The 19,333-nt window shown below is 61.6% G+C and carries 21 protein-coding genes; 12 read left to right on the forward strand and 9 right to left on the reverse strand.

The features are described 5' to 3' along the window. The coding region (locus GGQ90_RS27090) for a Tn3 family transposase (RefSeq protein ID WP_188084480.1) at nt 1–2,686 on the forward strand (2,686 nt) is incomplete at its 5' end. A gap of 120 nt (nt 2,687–2,806) precedes the next feature. Here GGQ90_RS27090 and GGQ90_RS27095 read toward each other — a convergent pair. The 4 genes from GGQ90_RS27095 to GGQ90_RS27110 all read right to left on the reverse strand — a co-directional run bounded on the left by GGQ90_RS27095 (nt 2,807) and on the right by GGQ90_RS27110 (nt 6,782). After that, nucleotides 2,807–3,241: a cell division protein ZapB gene (locus GGQ90_RS27095; RefSeq protein WP_021316108.1), complete on the reverse strand. Its 435-nt coding sequence runs from the start codon at nt 3,239–3,241 to the stop codon at nt 2,807–2,809. Nucleotides 3,242–3,318: 77 nt separating this feature from the next. Further along, nucleotides 3,319–4,419, reverse strand: coding sequence for a replication initiation protein (locus tag GGQ90_RS27100; RefSeq protein WP_044663677.1), 1,101 nt, complete (start codon nt 4,417–4,419; stop codon nt 3,319–3,321). Nucleotides 4,420–4,914: 495 nt separating this feature from the next. Next, nucleotides 4,915–6,477: a type IV secretory system conjugative DNA transfer family protein gene (locus GGQ90_RS27105; protein ID WP_223178488.1), complete on the reverse strand. Its 1,563-nt coding sequence runs from the start codon at nt 6,475–6,477 to the stop codon at nt 4,915–4,917. Next, nucleotides 6,474–6,782: a hypothetical protein gene (locus GGQ90_RS27110; protein WP_022684617.1), complete on the reverse strand. Its 309-nt coding sequence runs from the start codon at nt 6,780–6,782 to the stop codon at nt 6,474–6,476. The genes GGQ90_RS27105 and GGQ90_RS27110 overlap by 4 nt, the downstream gene beginning before the upstream one ends. Before the next feature lie 171 nt (nt 6,783–6,953). Between GGQ90_RS27110 and mobQ the strand changes: the two genes are divergently transcribed. Then, nucleotides 6,954–8,033, forward strand: a complete 1,080-nt coding sequence (gene mobQ, locus GGQ90_RS27115; protein WP_021316104.1) for a MobQ family relaxase — start codon at nt 6,954–6,956, stop codon at nt 8,031–8,033. Further along, the gene (locus GGQ90_RS27120; RefSeq protein WP_021316103.1) at nt 8,030–8,542 is read left to right on the forward strand and encodes a hypothetical protein; all 513 of its coding nucleotides are present in this window, start codon (nt 8,030–8,032) and stop codon (nt 8,540–8,542) included. The genes mobQ and GGQ90_RS27120 overlap by 4 nt, the downstream gene beginning before the upstream one ends. Here GGQ90_RS27120 and GGQ90_RS27125 read toward each other — a convergent pair. Then, the gene (locus GGQ90_RS27125; RefSeq protein WP_021316102.1) at nt 8,496–8,786 is read right to left on the reverse strand and encodes a hypothetical protein; all 291 of its coding nucleotides are present in this window, start codon (nt 8,784–8,786) and stop codon (nt 8,496–8,498) included. The two genes, GGQ90_RS27120 and GGQ90_RS27125, sit on opposite strands and share 47 nt — an antisense overlap. A 116-nt stretch (nt 8,787–8,902) precedes the next feature. Here GGQ90_RS27125 and GGQ90_RS27130 point away from each other — a divergent pair, with 116 nt between their 5' ends. The 4 genes from GGQ90_RS27130 (at nt 8,903) to GGQ90_RS27145 (ending at nt 11,897) form a co-directional block, all read left to right on the forward strand. Further along, complete coding sequence (locus GGQ90_RS27130; protein ID WP_081643412.1) at nt 8,903–9,139, forward strand: ribbon-helix-helix domain-containing protein; 237 nt, start codon at nt 8,903–8,905, stop codon at nt 9,137–9,139. 14 nt (nt 9,140–9,153) lie between these two features. Next, entirely contained in the window at nt 9,154–10,305 is a 1,152-nt protein-coding gene (locus GGQ90_RS27135) for a DNA cytosine methyltransferase (protein ID WP_051132691.1), read from the forward strand. After that, nucleotides 10,295–11,230: a NotI family restriction endonuclease gene (locus tag GGQ90_RS27140; RefSeq protein ID WP_158230102.1), complete on the forward strand. Its 936-nt coding sequence runs from the start codon at nt 10,295–10,297 to the stop codon at nt 11,228–11,230. Before GGQ90_RS27135 ends, GGQ90_RS27140 begins: the two co-directional genes overlap by 11 nt. A 94-nt stretch (nt 11,231–11,324) precedes the next feature. Further along, nucleotides 11,325–11,897 (forward strand): recombinase family protein, encoded by a 573-nt coding sequence (locus tag GGQ90_RS27145; RefSeq protein WP_246428476.1) that lies wholly within the window; start codon nt 11,325–11,327, stop codon nt 11,895–11,897. A 116-nt stretch (nt 11,898–12,013) separates the two neighbouring features. Here the strand turns inward: GGQ90_RS27145 and GGQ90_RS30060 are convergent, their stop codons facing one another. From GGQ90_RS30060 to GGQ90_RS27155, 3 genes are all read right to left on the reverse strand, one after another. Next, nucleotides 12,014–12,340, reverse strand: coding sequence for a Rap1a/Tai family immunity protein (locus GGQ90_RS30060; protein WP_223178489.1), 327 nt, complete (start codon nt 12,338–12,340; stop codon nt 12,014–12,016). A gap of 75 nt (nt 12,341–12,415) precedes the next feature. Beyond that, complete coding sequence (locus GGQ90_RS27150; RefSeq protein WP_008603796.1) at nt 12,416–12,703, reverse strand: hypothetical protein; 288 nt, start codon at nt 12,701–12,703, stop codon at nt 12,416–12,418. Nucleotides 12,704–12,816: 113 nt separating this feature from the next. Beyond that, a complete protein-coding gene (locus tag GGQ90_RS27155; protein WP_008603797.1) occupies nt 12,817–13,707 on the reverse strand; it encodes a DUF1259 domain-containing protein in 891 nt (296 codons plus the stop codon). 195 nt (nt 13,708–13,902) lie between these two features. Here GGQ90_RS27155 and GGQ90_RS27160 point away from each other — a divergent pair, with 195 nt between their 5' ends. From GGQ90_RS27160 to GGQ90_RS27175, 4 genes are all read left to right on the forward strand, one after another. Next, nucleotides 13,903–14,826, forward strand: coding sequence for a chromate resistance protein ChrB domain-containing protein (locus tag GGQ90_RS27160; protein ID WP_062342958.1), 924 nt, complete (start codon nt 13,903–13,905; stop codon nt 14,824–14,826). Nucleotides 14,827–14,828: 2 nt separating this feature from the next. Continuing rightward, nucleotides 14,829–16,226: a chromate efflux transporter gene (gene chrA, locus GGQ90_RS27165; protein ID WP_137866684.1), complete on the forward strand. Its 1,398-nt coding sequence runs from the start codon at nt 14,829–14,831 to the stop codon at nt 16,224–16,226. 75 nt (nt 16,227–16,301) lie between these two features. Continuing rightward, entirely contained in the window at nt 16,302–16,970 is a 669-nt protein-coding gene (locus tag GGQ90_RS27170; protein ID WP_171007877.1) for a superoxide dismutase, read from the forward strand. 86 nt (nt 16,971–17,056) lie between these two features. Beyond that, nucleotides 17,057–18,136, forward strand: a complete 1,080-nt coding sequence (locus GGQ90_RS27175) for a Cj0069 family protein (RefSeq protein WP_171008567.1) — start codon at nt 17,057–17,059, stop codon at nt 18,134–18,136. An 84-nt stretch (nt 18,137–18,220) separates the two neighbouring features. On the opposite strand, the gene GGQ90_RS27180 is transcribed toward GGQ90_RS27175, so the two are convergent. Then, entirely contained in the window at nt 18,221–18,781 is a 561-nt protein-coding gene (locus GGQ90_RS27180) for a recombinase family protein (RefSeq protein WP_017184234.1), read from the reverse strand. A gap of 191 nt (nt 18,782–18,972) precedes the next feature. Between GGQ90_RS27180 and GGQ90_RS27185 the strand changes: the two genes are divergently transcribed. Beyond that, nucleotides 18,973–19,333 (forward strand): DUF4158 domain-containing protein (locus GGQ90_RS27185; protein ID WP_246428477.1); only part of this gene is annotated, 361 nt, incomplete at its 3' end.

Consider the following 19,333-nt stretch of genomic DNA (forward strand, 5'->3'; position numbering starts at 1 on the left):
GCGCGCGCAAACACGTAACGATCATGCCGACATTGCGGCACGGCATCTGGGGCTACACCCTTTTCGGCGAGGGGATATACCGCTCGCGCTCGATCTCGCCGCAAGAGCTGCGGAGCGGACCGATCGGGGCGAACCTATTGTCCGCGCATTGATGGAGGGGCTGAAGCAGGAACGCTTCATTCTTCCATCGGCAGACACGCTCGAACGTGCGGGCCTCGCCGGCAGGGCACGCGCCCGCAAAGCCGCGGCGGCGCTCATTGTCGAAAGCCTGGGTCATGCCGAACTGGCGCGGATCGATGATCTGATCGTCAACAACAGCGACTTCGGCATGACGCCGCTGGCCTGGCTGCGCAATTTCGAGGAAGCGCCCACCACGGCGAACATCAACGGGCTGCTGGAACGGCTAAGCTATGTGCGCGGAATCGGCATCGACCCGGCGATCGGCGCGAAAATCCCCGACTTCCGGTTCGCGCAGTTCATGCGCGAAGGTGGCGTTGCGCCGGCGTTCCTGCTCTCCGATTATAGCCTTAACAGGCGCCGCGCGACGCTGATCGCGGCGGTCATCGACCTCGATGCCAGGCTCGCCGATGGTGCGATCCAGATGTTCGACAGGCTTGTCGGAAGCCTGTTCACACGGGCGCGGCGCGGGCGGGAAAGGCGCTATCAGGACAGCATCCGCTCGGTCGGCGAACTTATGCGGCTGTTCGGCGCGACGATCGCCGCGCTGGGAGAGGCGGTCGAACATGGCGGTAATCCGCTCGAACTGATCGACGAAGCGGTAGGCTGGCACAGACTGGTCGCAGCCAAATCGCAGGTCGATGCGCTGGCCGAGCTGGCGGGCGAAGATGCGCTTGTCGCGGCGACTGGTCGCTATGCGACGCTGCGGCGGTTCAGCCCGGCTTTCCTCGATACATTCACGTTCAAGGCATCGGGGAGCGGATCGCAACTGGTCAAGGCCATCGAGGTCATCCGCGATACCAATGCCCGCAAGGCCCGCAGCCTGCCCGAGGGCGTTCCGCTCCCATTCGCCAACCGGCAGTGGAAGCGCCTCATCACCGAAGGTGGCCAGGTCGATCGCCGGCGATACGAGACGGCCATCATGGCCACGCTGCGCGATCGGTTGCGCGCCGGCGACATATGGGTCGAAGGAACCCGCAATTATCGCCGCTTCGACACCTATTTGCTGAGTCGACGCGATGCCGATAAGGTGGCCGACAGCCTGCCATTCCAGACCGATGCGGCCGCCTATCTGGAGGAGCGGGCAAGGACGCTCGACTGGCGGCTGCGCCGTTTCGCCAAGCAACTCAAGGCGAACAGGCTCGCGGGCGTGGCGCTCGAACGCGACCGGCTCAAGCTGCAACCCATGCCGGCGATCACTCCACCCGAGGCGGAGGCTCTCGATCGCAGGCTCGACGCCTTGCTTCCGCGCGTGCGGATCACCGAACTCCTGGTCGAGGTGGCCGAGCGCACCGGGTTCCTGAGCGCATTTCGCGATCTTCGGTCCGGCAAGGAGCATGACAACCCGCACGCGATCCTCGCCGCCATTCTCGCTGATGGATCGAATCTGGGTCTAGAGCGCATGGCCAACGCCAGCGACGGGGTGAGCTACGCCCAGCTTGCCTGGACCCACAACTGGTATTTGTCGCCCGAAAACTATCAGGCCGCGTTGGGGATGATCGTTGCCGCGCACCATGATCTTCCTTTCACGCGCCATTGGGGAGCCGGCACTAGTTCATCCTCCGATGGGCAGTTCTTCCGCTCGGGCCGCAACCGATCGGCGGCGGCCGACATCAATGCGAAATATGGCAGCGAGCCGGGCCTGAAGATCTACTCCCACCTGTCCGATCATTTTGCCTCGTTCGGATCGCGGATCATGTCGGCCACCGCCGGCGAGGCCCCCTACGTGCTGGATGGCCTGATGCTCGGCGCCGGCGCGCTACCGCTGCATGAGCATTACACTGATACCGGCGGCGCGACGGACCATGTCTTTGCCCTTTGCCATCTTCTCGGCTTCCGGTTCGTGCCCCGTCTGCGCGACATCGCCGACCGGAAACTCGGCTCGATCGCCGCGCCTTCGACCTACAAAGGCATCGAAAGCCTCATGGGCCGCACGATCAAGACGGCGGCGATCGAAGCCGATTGGGATGACATCGTCAGGATCGTCGCCTCCATTAAGGAAGGAGCCGTTGCGCCCTCCGCGATCCTGCGCAAGCTGGCCGCCTACAAGCGCCAGAACAGGCTGGATTTTGCGCTGGCCGAACTCGGCCGCATCGAGCGGACGCTATTTGCGCTCGACTGGCTTGAACAGCCCGACTTGCGTCGCGCCTGCCAGGCCGGCCTCAATAAAGGCGAAGCACGTCATACCCTTGCCGCCGCGATCTACACCAACCGACAGGGGCGGTTCACCGATCGCTCGATCGAGAATCAGGAATATCGGGCATCGGGCCTCAATCTGCTGATCGCGGCGATTTCTTACTGGAACACCGTCTATATGGACAGGGCCGCCCAGCATCTCCAATCATCCGGCGGCACCTTCGATGATGCGCTGCTTGCCCATCTCTCGCCGATGGGCTGGGTGCATATCAGTTTGACCGGCGACTATCTGTGGCAAAGGGCAAACCGGCTCTCCCCTGGCGAGTTCCGCACCCTCAACGATCCCATGGCCCGCCTCAAACTCGTGGCATAGCCAGTGTTCTCATTATGTCCGCCAAATCGTTGTCTGGCGCACAAACCTTGAGGTGACGCCTTTGACGTCAGTCAGGCAACGATATCGCGGCTCGTCGGACGATAGCGAGCTGCGCGCAGATCAATCATCTGCCTTGCCGAACAACCGACCAAAAAAGCCGCGCTTGGATTCCGCAGGCTCCGGGCCGGTCAGCAATCCTATCACCCGCGCCTGCGCCTCTCGCCGCTCATCCTCTGATTTGTCGAGCCTCTGCCGTAGATCGGCAACTACGCTATCGCGGTCCTGCAACTGTTCACGCAACAGTTCAATCTCACGTTGCAACCCCCCTGAATTTATTGGGGTTTCGCTGTTTCCAGAAGGGGTTTCGGAGCGGGACTCGGCAACCGTTTCTTTCTGTTTCGGGGGGAACACCCGGAATAGTTCGGAAGTGTCTATGAGGTAGCCGTTATCGGTCTTCTCAGCATAGCTAAGACGACCAGATTTAAGAGCTTTTGAGACGGTCCCCTTGCTGACCCCGGCCAGTTCGGCCCCTTTCGTCATCGAGACGGTTGCCATGCTTTATTCCCCCGTTTCCAACCGGGAACGTATCCCTGTTTCTATAGGGTATCGTGAAACCCAAAGAGCGACAACCACTAGGGTTTACTCCATTTTTCCGCGCAACCCCTTACCCAAGTCGTCCAGTCTTCACGCAGAGCATCGCCTCGGAGCTGACGCCGCTTGTCGGCTCGCACTCGCGCATATTGATCCGCCAATCGCTGAACCGCGTGTCCTCCACCATAGGTGACGCCGATCGCATGCAACTCGACCGCGCCAAATTCCGTCACCTGATCGTCGGCAGGCCAGCGTAAAACATCGGACACACCCAGATTTGCAGCGGTCGCTGCGATGATCGCACTGGGGTCCATTATCGTCTCTGCCGTCCCATCTCGACGGGCGCGGCGACCGGCGCGATGTCGCTCGTTTTCTTCTTCGGCGGCAACCGCTGCGATTGGTGGTTTGCGGCGGAAGGTTATTGCGACCTCGATGACCTTGCGGCCCCGCCTTTTTGCAACGTCCCACGCCACGGAGAATTGTGGGACAAGCTGATTGATTTCGGCCGTCGCGGCATCGAGGACGAAACGCCGTAAGTCAGCGAACGAGCTATAAGCCCCCTCTGGAACGCCCAGCTTGGCGCGCAGGGTTTCCACATCGCCGCGCCAGATCGGCACGTCTCGTCGGTAGAGCAAGGCTCCGAGCTGGTATAGTTCGAGCGCATATTTGCTGTCGAAGGCCAGCACCGTTGCCCGATGCAGGAGGGCGTAGGCTTCGCTGTCTTTCAGAAGGTCGCGCGCACGCCGGGTGAAACGGTAGATCAACCACCCCTGCTCCCCTCCCTCAAACGTCTCTTCGATCATCTGGAAGGTGCGCCGCCCGTGGTCGCCGTCCACCTTGTCGGGCATTGCGAAGAAGATGCCCATCAGCTCGTCAATCGTCTCGGTAAGGCGATCGTTGGAATTGTGGGAGCCGCGCAACATGCGCTTGGCGATTCTGTGTTCCTGGTCGCGCCAGGCATCGCCAGCGGCCTGGTGCATCATCAAGGCAAAGACCTTGCGCGCTGACAGGCTCAGGGAAACCCCCCTCGCATAGCGGACTTCCACCAGTTCGCGCGGCTGCACTATCGTGTCGGAACCGCGTTCCTTCTCGATCCGTGCCACTTCCATCGTGCGGCCAGTTGTGTCGGCTGTCCCGTCCATAATCGGACATTCGGGCGAGGGGCGGGCAAGGTCAAGGTATTATGAGATGAGAGACAAATTGCTCTCATCTCACGCACCCCATTTCTCATGATACCCCCACCCCAAAACTCACAATAGGGCACCCCATTTCTCATGATGCTCCACCCCATTCCTCATGAAAGTCCGGAATATGCCTTTATATTCAATGTGTTTGACACCCCCTGAATCATAGAATCCCAGAATCTAGAATCAACGCGGGCGCGCGAAGAGAATGCCGCTCTAAAGGACGAGGAATATGGAATTGGCCTTTCGGCCAATGCGCCTTTGATGTGCGACGGCTTCGCCGTCACAAGGCGGCCTACCGGCCGCAGGCTTCCCAGGGGAGAAGCACGGCGAAGTCAGGTGCGCTATCGCCCTGTTAGTCCCTGTGGAGGGCACAGAGACGGTTAGGAGGAACCGCCGAAGGGTATGCGCTGCGGGGGGGCTATCGTGCGGATCGCGTCTCCTAGGGCCGTCTCAGGCAGGATCAGCCAGCCCCGCGAACTCGCGCTGATCGTAATATCGGATTTTCTGGACCCGGAGGGGGTCTTTGCCCTGGATCATCAGCAGCTGTTCGTCCGGCCCCATGCGCATGATTTCGTCGGGGTTCATGAGGTTGCGGGCGCTGACCTGGGTGCTGGTCGAGCGGGTATGCTTACTACGCTCAAAAATGCTGCCATGGGTCTCGGAGTAGCCCGCCGTGCGAAATTCGAGGGTTTCCTGTCCCATCGACTTGGACAGCAGTTCGGCGGTCGCATGGTCGTTCACCCCGAACGCCTGCAACACCCCGGCATTCGACAGGAAGGTGCCTGCACGCTCGCCATAGAGGGCGCGCAACTGGTGCATGTCCTGCAAGATCGGCCAGAGCTGCAACCCGTATCCGGCCATCAGGCCCATCGCCCGCTCGACGGGTTCGAGTCTGCCTAGGGCAGCAAACTCATCGAGCAGGAACAGGACGGGCCGCGCCGGTTTGACCGGCGAACGCGCCATGTCGGTGAGCGCCTGGGCGACCAGCAGGCGCAGCCAGCGGGAATAGGCATCGAGCCGGTCAGGGGGCAGGCACAGAAACACCGTGGAAACCCCCTCCTTCAACCCTGCAAAAGTGAAGTCGGAGGCCGAAGTGCTGGCGACGATGCGGGGGCTATCGAGAAAATGGGTATGGCGCTGGGCCGAGGACAACACCCCTGCGGCCTCGCGGTCGGACTTACCGAGGTGGCGATTGCCGGCGCGGGCGATGAGGCCGCCGGCGCCGCGGCTGTCCTGCATCAGGACGAGCAGATCGGCAAAGTCCTTGGGGGCGAGCGTGAGATAGTCGCGCACCGTCGCCAGGGTGCGATGCTCGCGATCCTCGTGGACCACGGCATAGAGGATCAGGCCCGCAATCAGCGCCTTGGCTTCCTCGTTCCAATGGGCCTCGCCGCCTTGCCCTGCGGAATCGTGGACTAGGGCATCGGCCAGCGTCATGGCGTCCTCGGCCAGATCGAGGCTTTCCGGGTCGAGCCGGTCGAGCGGATTATAGCGGGCGGCGGGTTGCCCGGAGACGCCGAAGGGATCGAGGCACCACACCTTGCCCTTGGTGGCGCGGGTGCGAGCAGTGACGCGGGCGTTCTCGCCCTTGGGGTCGATGCAGATCACCGAGCGGTCGATGATCAGCAGGTTGGGAATGATGGTGCCCACACCCTTGCCGCTGCGCGTGGGGGCCATGGTCAGGAGATGGGCGGGGCCGTCATAGCGCAGCAGCTTGCCGGTCCTGAAGGATCGACCAATCAGAAGATCGCCCTTGTTGCTCGCGAGGGCGCGCACCTCATCGATTCCACCGAAGGCGGCCGAGCCGAGCAGCGCGTTGCGGCGGCCCTTGAAGGCAAACTTCCAGACCAGGACGAGGAAGACGACGAGCGCGACCCAGGCAATGGTGCTGGCGATCGCGGTCGGTAGCACCTTTTCGAGCAGCCAGGACGTGCCGAGCAGGACAGCCAGGCTACCGACGACAGCTAGACAGCAGCCACCGTTATTGTCTTCCCCGACGATCGGCCCGCTCATTGTTCCTCCCGTCCACGTTCGAGGTTCTTCAGGCGAGCGAGCAGCGGCTGCAAAAGGGCATGATCGCGCTCGCGGGTCAGGAACATCGGCAGTTCGCGTTGCAGGAGCGGGGCGAGCTGGCGACCCGTGGGCGTATCCTCGTCTATGTGGTGAAGGATAAACGCGCCCAGCATGATGCGCTCGCGGGTTTCAGCCTTGCGGCGTTCAGCGGAAAGCCGTGCCTCAAGAGCCTTTCGTCGCTCGCGTAGTTTGCGCTCGTCTTCGCGCATTTTCTCAAGGCGTTCTTCAACGGGCGTGCGCGCCATAGCGGTCCTCCTTGTCAGTTCGCTATAGCAAGAGGATCGCAACAAGGCTACCTTAGCGAAGATAAGGGCACGCTTATACATCGCTGCGCGATGTGCGTGGTCCTCGTGGGGGCTTTGCCCCCGCCGGACGGCTTCCCCCTTAAGTGAAGGAAGTTAGAAGGCGCGCGGTCCGTGGCGATCTACCATTGCTCTGTCAAAGTCATCTCGCGGGCCAGCGGGCGCAGCGCGGTCGCTGCCGCCGCCTACCGGTCAGGCGAGCGGCTGACCGACGAGCGCCTGGGCAAATGCCACGACTACACGCGCAAGTCGGACATCGAGCATCGGGAGATCATGGCCCCCGATCGCACGCCGGACTGGATGCTCGATCGCTCGCGCCTGTGGAACGGCGTCGAGGCGGTCGAGAAGCGCAAGGACGCCCAGCTGGCCCGCGAGGTCGAAATCTCCCTTCCACGTGAATTGGGCGCGGAAGATCGGCGGGCACTGGTCGAGGGATATGTGCGCGAGCATTTCGTGTCGCAGGGGATGATTGCGGACGTGTCGCTGCATCGGGGCCATTCGGCCGACGGGCAGGAGCAGCCGCACGCGCATGTCATGCTGACGATGCGCGACCTGACCGGCGAAGGGTTCGGCAAGAAGAACCGCGATTGGAACGCCAGCGAACGGCTTGAGGGGTGGCGGGCGGCATGGGCGGACCATGCCAACCAGGCGCTGGAACGGGCGGGGTGCGATGAGCGCATCGATCATCGGTCGCTCAAGGATCAGCGCGAGGCTGCCCGCGATCGGGGAGACGCGGAAAGGGAAAGCGACCTCGACCGCGAGCCGATGGGCAAGGTGCCGCTGGCGGCGGTGGCGATGGAGCGCAAGGGCACGTCCACCGAGCGCGGGGACGAACAACGGGCGGTGCGGGCACGCAATCAGGAGCGGCGCGAGCTGACCCAGCAGCTGCGCGAAATCAGCGCCAGGATCGCGGAGACAATGCGCAACCTGGGCGACAAGGCCAAGGGCATGGCGCAGGGCCTACGTGATCGCCTGGGCGCGGCATGGGGCCGTCAGGACCAAGCCGCCGATCGCGGGGCGGCCGAGCGGATCGCGGAGGCGACCGCACAGCGTGGCGAACGCGATCGGGATGGGCCGGAGCCAGGCAGCGCGGCCGAGCGCATTGCGGGGCGGCTCGACAAGATCGGGAAGCACGATCCGCTAGAACGCGAGCGGCGGCGCGATCGTGAGCAGGACAGGGACATAGAGCGATGAGCGAGGATGACGGCGACGATCCGGTAATGGCGCTGCTGGCGACCCAGCGCGCGGTGCTGGCGGCGGTCGAGAATCTGGCCGCCCAAGTCGAAGCCATGCAGGGGCAGCTCGGCGTCATGGCCGAGGCGATCGACCGGTTGACCGGCGACCAGGCCAGCGCGGCCCCGAAGGGCGCGCCAGTGTCGCTTGGCGCGCGATTCCGCATTGCGACAGGCCCGGAGGCCGACGCCGATCCTGAATTACAGAATGCATACCGGCATTATCGCCTCGCCAAGCATCTGGCAGAGACTTTGAATAGAAACGATCCTGCTGTCATTGCCGCTGATGTGGCGCGGGCACATGATTGGATCGCGGATCAGCTCGACAAGGGCCGGGTGTTCGATCCGCTGAAAAGCCGGGATGAGGGCGGGGTGTCCAAGGTCGTGGTCGAACCGATCCACGAGGAAATGCTGGGGAAACGGATCAGGGTCGAGCGGAAGCAGGAGCGGGAGCGGGAGCGGTCGAGGTAGATCCTTTGCCGTAAAGGCTCAGGATGATTTGCGGCACCAGCGAGGGCGGCACGCCTTCTTCCATGAACATCGCCAGCATGGCGTGCTCCTCGATGGTCAGGTCCATGCCCTCGATCGCCAGATTGGCGCACGCCTCGGCGTTGGCCTCGCGCCATTGTTCCATTTCGGCAGCGGTGCCGCGTACATAGTCCATAGCACGCACCTGGGCGCGGAGCGCGGGAAGGTCGATCGGTATGATGGTCATAGCGACGACATTTGTATCAGATTTACCTCCAGAAAGCATTGCATTTGCAGGCTTTTTATGAGAACAAAAAGAGAATAAACTTGAAATTGACTAAGCGTTGAACCGGAGGCATAGAGATGCAAGGTGCTGCACTTTGCGGCAAAGTGAGGCAACTTATGCCGTCGAAAAACCGGATCACCGTTAATCTGTCCGAAGATGAATATGCCGCTTTCGATCGGCTTGCGGCTCGGTCGAAGGTGTCGAAGGCATGGCTTGGCCGTCATGCGATCAGCTCGTTGATCGAGCGTACTGATGGGGATGAGCAGCAACTGCCGCTTCCCCTGACAGGATTGAAGCGTAGGGGGAGCCGATGAAATCGCGCCATAACATGACCGTCATCGATCTTTTCTGCGGAGCCGGTGGCCTTTCCGAGGGGTTTCGGCAAGCGGGTTTCCACGTCTTAGCGGGACAGGATTATGACGACCGGGCAGGCGAGACATTTTCCGCGACCCACCCAGAAGCCAAGTTCATTGGCGGGCCGATCCAAGACGTTACAGCACAGCAGCTCTTAAAGGCTGCTGGCGTCAAGAAGGGTGAAATCGACGTGATCGTCGGTGGTCCTCCGTGCCAGGGCTATTCGGTTTATAATCACCAGCGAGGCGTCAATGACCCACGCGCAGGCTTGTTTCGCGAGTATCTTCGGATCGTGAAGGGCATTCAGCCGCGTTGGATCGTGATGGAGAACGTAACCGGCATCACGTCGATCGGCGGGGGCGGCATCGTGCATGAGATATTCGAGGGTATGAAAAGCCTCGGCTATCGCGTCGATATGAAGGTACTCCGCGCCGAAGAATATGGGGTGCCCCAAGAGCGCAGGCGCGTGTTTTTCATTGCCACGCGCACCGATGCGCCAATCTTGTTCCCCGAACAAACACATGGCCCAGGCTTGTTGCCCTTCGTGACAGTTTGGGATGCTATTTCCGATCTTCCTAAGTTGGAAAACGGCGATCGTGCAGGGCCGCGACCATACGGAAAACGGCCTCAAAACAGCTATCAGGCTTTGTTGAGAGGGGACTGCACTATCGTGCAGAACCATTCCGCATCTAAGCTATCGCGGATCAACCAGGAGCGGATGCGACATATTCCCGCTGGGGGATCATGGCGGGACATACCGATCGACCTGTTGCCCGCAGGCATGAAGTTGGCCAAGCGTAGCGATCATACCAAGCGATATGGTCGACCCAAAAAAACAGACCTGTCATGCACAGTATTGACCAAGTGCGATGTGCATTGGGGGGCCTATATTCACCCCGTCCAAGATCGTTCGTTCACGGTTCGCGAGGCAGCAAGGCTACAATCATTCCCTGATTTCTTCACGTTCAAGGGTAACAGCACAGAGCAATATGTGCAGGTCGGTAATGCGGTCCCGCCTCTACTCGGGAAGTGCGTTGCCGAAGCACTACTTCTTGCGGATACGGCAGGGATGGCCTCTAAGCAGGTGAAAGCCAGCCTGCGTGAGGAACTCCCGATTGCCGTTTGAACCTGAGTCGATTGTTGGAGAGGTATTAGGTCGGCGGGCGGCAAAGGGTGTCGATCCTGCTGCCGCCGATTTCGAGTGCCCGTACATTCAGTCGCGATGCCCTAAGCGCAGCACACAACTCCCCAGCGAGCCTTATCCCGTGTGCAGTCTTTGGAAGCCTGCACCCCGGAAATCGACCCAAGGGCCAGAGTTGATTTTCGTCTGTCCGAAGCGATTCTACGCTGTCGATTTTCTGACAGAGGTCATCGAACATTGCTGGCCGGGTGAGAAGCCTACTGATCCGCAGATCGCCCGCGAAGTCAAAATGGAGGGCTTCGGGAATGTCGATTTCGTTATCGCAGACGTCAAGAGTGATAAGGAAATCGACCAATTCCTGTCGGTAGAGCTTCAGGCCATTGATATTACTGGATCTGTTTTTCCTGCTTATCAGGCTTTGCGAGCTGGAGAAGATCTAGAGAAAAAGCCGACATACGGATTCAATTGGGACAACGTATACAAGCGTTATATTACCCAACTCATCCGAAAAGGCTATTTCCATCACCATTGGAAATCGAAAATCGTCGCGGTTATTCCTGAGCAAGTATATCAATATATACTAGGCCGCGCGGCATTTATGAAAACTAGCGATGTTAAGAATGACCCGCAGGTCAATATCATATTTATGACTTATCGCTTAGAAGCCGATGCGGATAGGCCAGGTGAGTTTAAGCCTGTGCTTGTTAATGTAGAAGGCACAAGCCACACAAACTTGCAAAATGCCATCATGTATAAAGACCCGCCCCAGAGATCGGCCTTTACGGCACAGATTAAGAGTTCTCTGGTTCGCGGTGCTGTAAGGTTGGCTGATCTAATTGCAGCGGGCGAGGTTTCCGAGATGGAAGATCATGAGGACGAAGGGCCGGACCCAGGAGACCTGATTCAGTAGGGTTGATCCGAAAGTTACAAGTTTTGCATCAGATTGAAACCCACAGGAATCCGGCCTCTTTCCTGATGCAAAAATCTGATGCACCATTTTGGCTATGATCTACGGCTATGCGCGCGTCTCAACCACCGGCCAGGACTTGGCCCAGCAGATCGCCCAGCTCACCGATGCTGGGTGCGTGAAAATCTACCGCGAGAAGATTAGCGGAGCGAATGCCGAGCGTCCCCAGCTCAAGCGCGCGATCGGCGCACTAGATGATGGCGACGTGCTGATGGTGACGGCAACAGACCGCCTTGCCCGCAACACCCGCGATCTGTTGAATATCCTCCATGCAGTGAAGGAGGCCGGGGCTGGCTTCCGATCATTGGCCGAGCCGATGGTTGATACGACTTCCCAATTTGCAGAGGTAATAATCGCGGTGTTGGGGATCGCAGCCAGTTGGGAGCGGGAGCGCATCACCGAGCGCACCGCCGCAGGGCGTGTCCAGGCAAGAGCGCGTGGTGTCAAATTCGGTCGCAAGGCGGCTCTCACCCCTCACCAGCAGTCCGAGGCACTGGAGAGACTGGCTGCTGGTGATACGCAGCGCACCGTCGCGGCGCTGTTTGAGGCGTCACCTCAAGGTTTGTGCGCCAGACAACGATTTGGCAGACATAATGCGAACATCGGCTAATTAGCGAGCTTGAGGCGCGACATGGGATCGTTGAGCTGGCGGAATTCACCGCCAGGCGGACGCTCCGCCTGCCCTCAAAGGCAGCCGCCGGGCAGGCTACGCCGCGGGGTACGATGCTACTGACATGGCCAAGCCTTCGCTAACGAGCGTTCAGCTCCGGCCACCATATGAACACTCATAAAATAGCTATTCTGCTCCGCCCAGCGTAAATATGCCGCGCGCAGCGCCGATCGGTCATAGCGTGGAGCGCGGCATTCCGCTTTTCGCGCGACGATCATCATGTCGAGCACGCCTTGGAGGTAAGCGCCGCATCGCGGCTCATTCGCTTGACAGCTTACGAACAACGCCGAGCCCGTCGCCGACGCGGGTTCGGTTTGGCCGATCGCACTATCAGGCAGGGCGGCCAAAGCGGCGCATAACAATATCCATCGTCTTGGCCGCATTTTCGTCTCCTATTCCGCAGTATCATTTCGGAAGGGGCGCACGGCCCTCGACGGCCGGCGCCCCGTGCTGATCCATCATTCGCGGCCGAGCACCTGGCCTTCGGGCGTGACGAACAGTTCGATCGTCTTTCCGTCGCTGTTCTTGCCCTTGATTTCATAGAGCGTGCTTCCGTCCGCCTTTCGGGTGACTTGCTCCGCTTTGCTTATTGACGCGAGTTGCGCGCGTGCCGCGTTCATCGCGGCCTCGGGCACCTGAGCAAGCGGGATGTCTCGTTCGCTGTGCTTGCCGATTATCCGGTTTTCGTTCGCCTCGTGGTTTTGCGCGATCGCCACGCCCGCGATCGCCAGCGCGGCCGCGCCCACGCCTGCGACAACAGTGAGAGTTCGTTTGCTAGCCATGTTCCATTCCACTTCCTGCATAAGGGCCGTGGGGTCGGGCGGGCGGCGGTTACGGCCCAATGAGCCGTCGTCCGAGTTCAACTCCTCTGATTGTTCATCCTGTCGAGCGCCGCGCGCAGCCCACGGGCGAGCTTGGCTGCGTCGTCGTTGGCCCAGAAGTGCATGAAGAACAGCCGCGGCTCGTCGTTTAGCATATGATTATGCAGCGCCGTGACCTCGATCCCGTTCGTCCGCAGCACGCGCAGGACCGGATCGACCTCGTTTGCGACAAGTACGAAATCGCCGGTGATGGCGGCTCGGCCGTCCCCGGTTGGCTGAAAGTTGATCGCGGTCGCCGTGCCCATCGTCGGCGGAGTCTCCATATCGCCGTCCATCAGCCGCTCGGCGCGCGGAAAGCTGTATTGGAGGATGCCACCGGCCGTCTTGCCCTCACCGCCCATCAACCGGTTGAGCGCGGCCACATCGAGGTCGAGCCGCGATGCGGCTGCGCTGGCCGAAGGCGATTGCGGCGCGGCGAGCGGGGTCCGACTGGCTGATAGCGCTTGCCGGAGCGCGGCCGCGAGCTTCACCGGGTCGCCGTGGCCGGCAATGTGCATGTACATGGTCGCAGGCGAAGAGCGGAGCAGGTGATTGTGGAGCGCGGTGATCGTAAAACCGCTTGCGAGCAGGCGGCTCAAAACGGGGTTCACCTCGTCGTGGGTCAGCACGAGATCGCCCATCACCATCGCCTCGTCGCCCATCGGCTGAAACGCCGCCCAGGAACCGAGCGCGAGGGAGGGCTTGATCGTCACCCCATCCAGCGTGACGCTCAGGTCCGAACGCGGGAAGCTGTAGCGGTGAACGCCCCCCGGCTGTTCGGCCCCCGCTCGTCCTATCGCCCGGTCGACAGCCGACCAGTCCGGCGCTGCCCATGCCGGGCTTGCCAGCAGGAGGCTGGCGAATCCCAAGGCGATGGTCTTTTTCAGCATAATTGATCCTTCATCAGCGCACTCGACACGGAAAGCCTCACGTCATGCGAGCGCGCCGCCGGCGAGCCGCGACATTGCGCTCCGGTTTCTTTCTTCGGGATAAGCAGTCCTATGCTCATGAGGCTTGTGATGCAACCCTTACACTTGTAGGCTAGTGACGATACAACTATGACAAACACACAAGCTTCCCCTTGGTTGCTCCTGATCCCGCAGCTTCCGGCTAAGCCTGCCTATTTGCGGGTGAAGGTCTGGCGGCGTTTGCAGGCGATCGGGGCCGCGCCGCTCAAGAACGCCGTCCATGCGCTCCCCAATCGCGAGGACACGCGCGCGCTGTTCGAAGAACTGCATCGCGAGATCACCGAAAATGGCGGCGAGGCGCTGATCCTCGAAGCGCGCCTTGTCGGCGGCATGGGCGATGCGGAGCTGCGCGGAGTGTTCGACGCTGCGCGTGACGCCGACTATGAGGAGTTGGCACGCGAGGCGCGCGCGCTGTGTGAGGGCGAGTATGTCGCGGCGGCGGATGTGGGCCGCCTGCGCAAACGCCTGAACGAGGTCGCCGCGATCGACTTTTTCGGTGCGCATGGTCGGCAGGCGGCACAGGCCGCCATCACCGAGGCGGACCGCCGCTCTCACCAACATCCCGATGTGAGCGGCCCCAGTGCGCCCGAGCTGACCCCGGCGGAGCTAAAGCGCCGCGTTTGGGTGACGCGCCGCCATGTCCATGTCGATCGCATCGCGTCCGCCTGGCTCATTCGCCGCTTCATCGACCCCGAGGCGAGCTTCAAGTTCGTCGAGGGCAAAGGATATGTGCCGGAGCCTGACGAACTGAGGTTCGACATGGCGGACGCTGAGTTCACCCACGAAGGCGACCGCTGCTCCTTCGAGACCTTGGTGTTCCGCACCGGTCTCGAGACCGACCCCGCGCTGCGGGCGCTCGGCGAAATTGTTCACGACCTTGATATTGCCGATGCTCGGTTCGAGCGCCCGGAAACTCCGGGAGTGAGCGCGCTTATCGCCGGCATCTGTGCCGGCACCGACGACGACGAGGAGCGGATCGCGCGCGGATCGACCGCGCTCGACGGATTCTATGCTCACTTCACCCGGCGAAAAGAGGACTAAAGATGGAGGCCAGCGCACGCGCTGAAATCGCAGTCGAGACGCTGCACGAGCACGGCATCAGCTTTGGCGAGGCGGTGCGCGTCTGGATCAGGGTCGCGCTGCTCAGCTTCGGCGGACCGGCGGGCCAGATAGCGGTGATGCATCGCATCCTGGTCGAGGAGAAGCGCTGGATCGGCGAGGAGCGGTTCCTCCACGCGCTCAACTATTGCATGCTGCTGCCCGGCCCTGAAGCGCAACAGCTAGCTGTCTATATTGGCTGGTTGCTCCATAAGACCAAGGGCGGCCTGGTCGCGGGCGCGCTATTCGTGCTGCCCGGCTTCCTCGCGATTTTAGGGCTCAGCTATGTCTATGTGCTGCTCGGCGAAGTGCCGCTGGTCGAGGGATTGTTCTTCGGATTGAAGGCCGCCGTGCTGGCGGTGGTGCTACAGGCGGTGGTCCGGGTGGGTTCGCGTGCCTTGAAGAACAACGTCATGCGCGGTTTTGCCGCGCTGGCGTTCGTCGCGATCTTCGTGCTCGACGTGCCCTTCCCGCTGATCGTGCTTGCCGCCGCGCTGATCGGCTTCTTCGGTGGCCGCGCTGGTTACGCCGCATTCAGGGGCGGCGGCGGACATGGTCCCGCCGGCGCTGAGATAGTCCACGACCGCGACACCGCTCTTGGCGAGGGCCTTCCCGACCATGCCCGGCCGAACCTCTCTTGGTCGCTGCGCATCTCCGGCGTCCTGCTGCTGCTCTGGCTCGGGCCGGTCGCAGCGCTGCTGTTCGCGTTCGGCCCCGACGACGTGTTCAGCCGCATCGCCACCTTCTTCAGCCAGATGGCGGTGGTGACCTTCGGCGGCGCCTATGCGGTGCTCGCCTATGTCGCGCAGGAGGCAGTCGAGACCTATGGCTGGCTCCAGCCCGGCGAGATGCTCGACGGGCTCGGCATGGCCGAGACCACGCCCGGGCCGCTGATCATGGTGACGCAGTTCGTCGGCTTTCTGGCAGCCTTCCGCGAGGCCACCGGACTGCCGCCGCTCATCGCCGCGACGTTGGGCGCGATTCTCACCACCTGGGTCACTTTCCTGCCCTGCTTCCTGTGGATCTTCGCCGGCGCGCCGTTCATCGAACGCCTGCGCGGCAACCGCGCATTGTCGGCCGCGCTTTCGGCGATCACCGCCGCAGTGGTGGGTGTCATTCTCAATCTGGCAGTCTGGTTCGGGATTCACACCTTGTTCGGGCAAGTCCGCGAAGTGCCGTTCGCGGCCGGCGCCATCGATCTCCCAGTCCTGACGTCCGTCGACTGGCCCGCGTTAGCGCTGGCGGTGGGTGCGATCCTCGCCATGTTCCGGTTCAAGGCCGGCATGCTGCCGGTGCTCGGCGTCTGCTCCGTCCTCGGGGCCGCATATGTAATGATCATCTGAAGGGAGTGACGTGTGACGATCGACCAATTTTCCCGACGCAGTGCAATCGCAACTCTTGGCATTGGAGCCGCAGCCATGACTATGAACGAAGCCTCGGCGCAGACGCCGACCGCAGCGCCGACGAATGTCCTCGCATTCGCCGGCAATCATCAGATCAAGCCGCTCAGGTTCGATCCCGCCAGGCTCCACGGCCTCTCCGAAAGGCTGATCACATCGCACCACGAGAACAATTATGCCGGCTCGGTCAAGGCGTTGAATATGATCGAAACACGCCTTGCCGCCGCGCTCGCTGACCCGGACCTACCGCCGGTGGTCTATGGCGGCCTCAAGCGCGAGGAGCTGCACCGCACCGGCTCGGTCGTGCTCCATGAAATCTATTTCGACGGGCTGGGCGGCAACGGTCAAGCAGCCGGCTCGATCCGCGACGCGCTGGGCGCGGCGTTCGGCTCGTTCGACCGCTGGGAGACCGACTTCCGCCGCACCGGCATGAGTCTTGCCGGCGGATCAGGTTGGTGCGTGCTCGTCTACAATCTCCACACCCGCTCGCTGCACAACCATTGGGCGTGGGATCATATGCACGGCGCAATCGCCGGCGTGCCGCTGCTGGCGCTCGATATGTACGAGCATAGTTTTCACATGGATTACGGCACCGCCGCCGCCAAATACGTCGACGCCTTCTTCCGCAACATCGACTGGGAAGTGGTCGACCGCCGCTATGCCGCGGCTTTGCGCGGCGGCGGCTGACCCGTCCGCCGAGGATCAACACCCACTTCTGCGCGACACCTGAGTTGGCGACCACAAAGGGGGCAGGTCCGATGGGAGATGCAACAGTGACATCCGGCCCGAACATCGCTCTTCTTTGGCGCGGACAAGCGGCCGAGTGGACGCATCGCTTTCATGAAGCTCGGCAGTGGCCGATCGTTCAAGCCTTGCGGTCGTTCGGGGCGACCACAAGGCCTGTACTGTACAGAGACGAAGCGGTTCGCGACATTCGTGACGAGTTGCTGTCGTTCGACGCGGTGCTGGTCTGGGTGAATCCGTTGGACATTTCAGGCGACCGCTCGGTGCTCGACCCGATGCTGCGCGAAGTCGCGGCGTGCGGCGTTGTCGTCAGCGCGCATCCTGACGTGATCGCCAAAATCGGCGTCAAGGAAGTGCTCTACACAACGCGATCCATGGAATGGGGCAGCGATGTCGATCGATACGTGGACGCTGAAGGCCTTCGCGCTCGTTTCCCCGAACATCTTGCCGCAGGCCCGCGCGTGCTGAAGCCGAACTACGGCAACGGCGGCAGGAATGTATGGCGTGTCCAACTAGACGAAGCGGGAAACGCTCCGGCTTTGAAAACGTCGGTGAAAGTTCAAGAGGCCCGCCAAGGAAGCAAATCGGAGCGCATCAGCCTAGCCGAGTGCTTGGAAAGGTGGGTGCCGTTTCTAAACGACGGCGGCGTGCTGATCGATCAGGCTTATCAGCCGCAGTCGTCCGAGGGCATGGTCCGCTGCTACGTGTGCGGGCACCGAGTGGTTGGCTTTGGGCACAACCTGATCACTGCGCTGATGACGCCAACGGCCATTGATACAACGTCGTCAACCCCACAGCCGATGGGCCGCGCCATGTTCGGACCGGAGGTGACGCGCTTCGCAGCCTTACGGAAAGCGATGGAGGATCGCTGGATTCCAGAGATGCAAAGGTTGCTGTCGATCGCCGACCACGATCTTCCGCTTCTTTGGGACGCCGACTTCCTATTTCGCCCTGGTGAAGCCATCAGCGATGGCTCCTATGCGCTTTGCGAGATCAATGCTAGTTCGGTTGCACCATTTCCGCCAAGCGCCGTCCAGCCAGTCGCCGCAGCGGCAATCGGTCGCGCTCTTGCCATTCGTTTGACGAAGGAGACCTCCAATCCTCATTGATATGATTCAAGCAATTCAAGAGACGTGACATTGGTCGTATCAATCAGACAAGCCTAAGGGTGAGCGAGGCTGGGTGAAACCGGCTCAGGTGGCAGCGCGGAGATACTGGTAGAGGGTTTCGCGACTGATCCCCAGGTCACGGGCGATGACGGCCTTGCGCTCGCCGTCATCAACACGGCGGTGCAGCTCGGCGACCATTTCGTCGGAGAGGGAACGTTTCCGCCCGCGATAAGCACCGCGTTGTCTGGCGACCGCAATGCCTTCGCGCTGCCGCTCCCGGATCAGGGCGCGCTCGAATTCGGCGAACGCACCCATGACCGAGAGCATCAGGTTGGCCATCGGGGAATCCTCGCCCGAGAAGGCCAGGCTTTCCTTCACGAACTCGATCCGGACGCCTCTTTTGGTGAGGGACTGAACCAGTTTGCGCAGATCGTCGAGATTACGCGCCAATCGATCCATGCTGTGGACCACGACGGTGTCACCCTCGCGGGCGAAGGCGAGCATGGCATCGAGTTCGGGGCGGTTGATGTCCTTGCCCGATGCCTTGTCGGTGAAAATCCGGTCGAGCGACTGCCCGTCCAACTGGCGATCGACATTCTGATCGAATGTGCTCACCCGGACGTAACCGATCCTCTGGCCTTTCATCGCCGCCTCCGGTCAAAATGTCAGGTTGAATTCTATGACACGGCGGAACATGCGTCAATAAATGCTTGCCATAACCCTATCCTGACAGAAACCGCCGCTGCATCCTGACGTCCGGTTAGGCTATACTCCAGATTGACGCTAGCCTGTCGCTCTCGACTCGGGATGGAGGCAGGATGGCGCGGCGGCGATTATTGACCGGAGAAGAAAGGCGTCGCCTGTTCGATATCCCCCATGACGAAACCGCGATCGTCGGCCACTATACCCTTGCCGCCGAGGATCTCGAACTGGTCGGTCGCCGCTATCGCCCTGCCAACCGCCTCGGTCTGGCAACGCAGATCGCGCTTATGCGGCATCCCGGCTTCGGTTTGCAGCCCGACGTCGACGTCCCCGATGCGGTCCTTCACTATCTCGCCGCCCAGCTCTTCGTCGATGTTGATGCGTTCGCCGACTATGGCCAGCGCGCGCAAACACGTAACGATCATGCCGACATTGCGGCACGGCATCTGGGGCTACACCCTTTTCGGCGAGGGGATATACCGCTCGCGCTCGATC

It is taken from the genome of Sphingobium scionense, assembly GCF_014197035.1.
In the GTDB taxonomy this organism is placed as follows: Bacteria; Pseudomonadota; Alphaproteobacteria; order Sphingomonadales; family Sphingomonadaceae; genus Sphingobium; species Sphingobium scionense.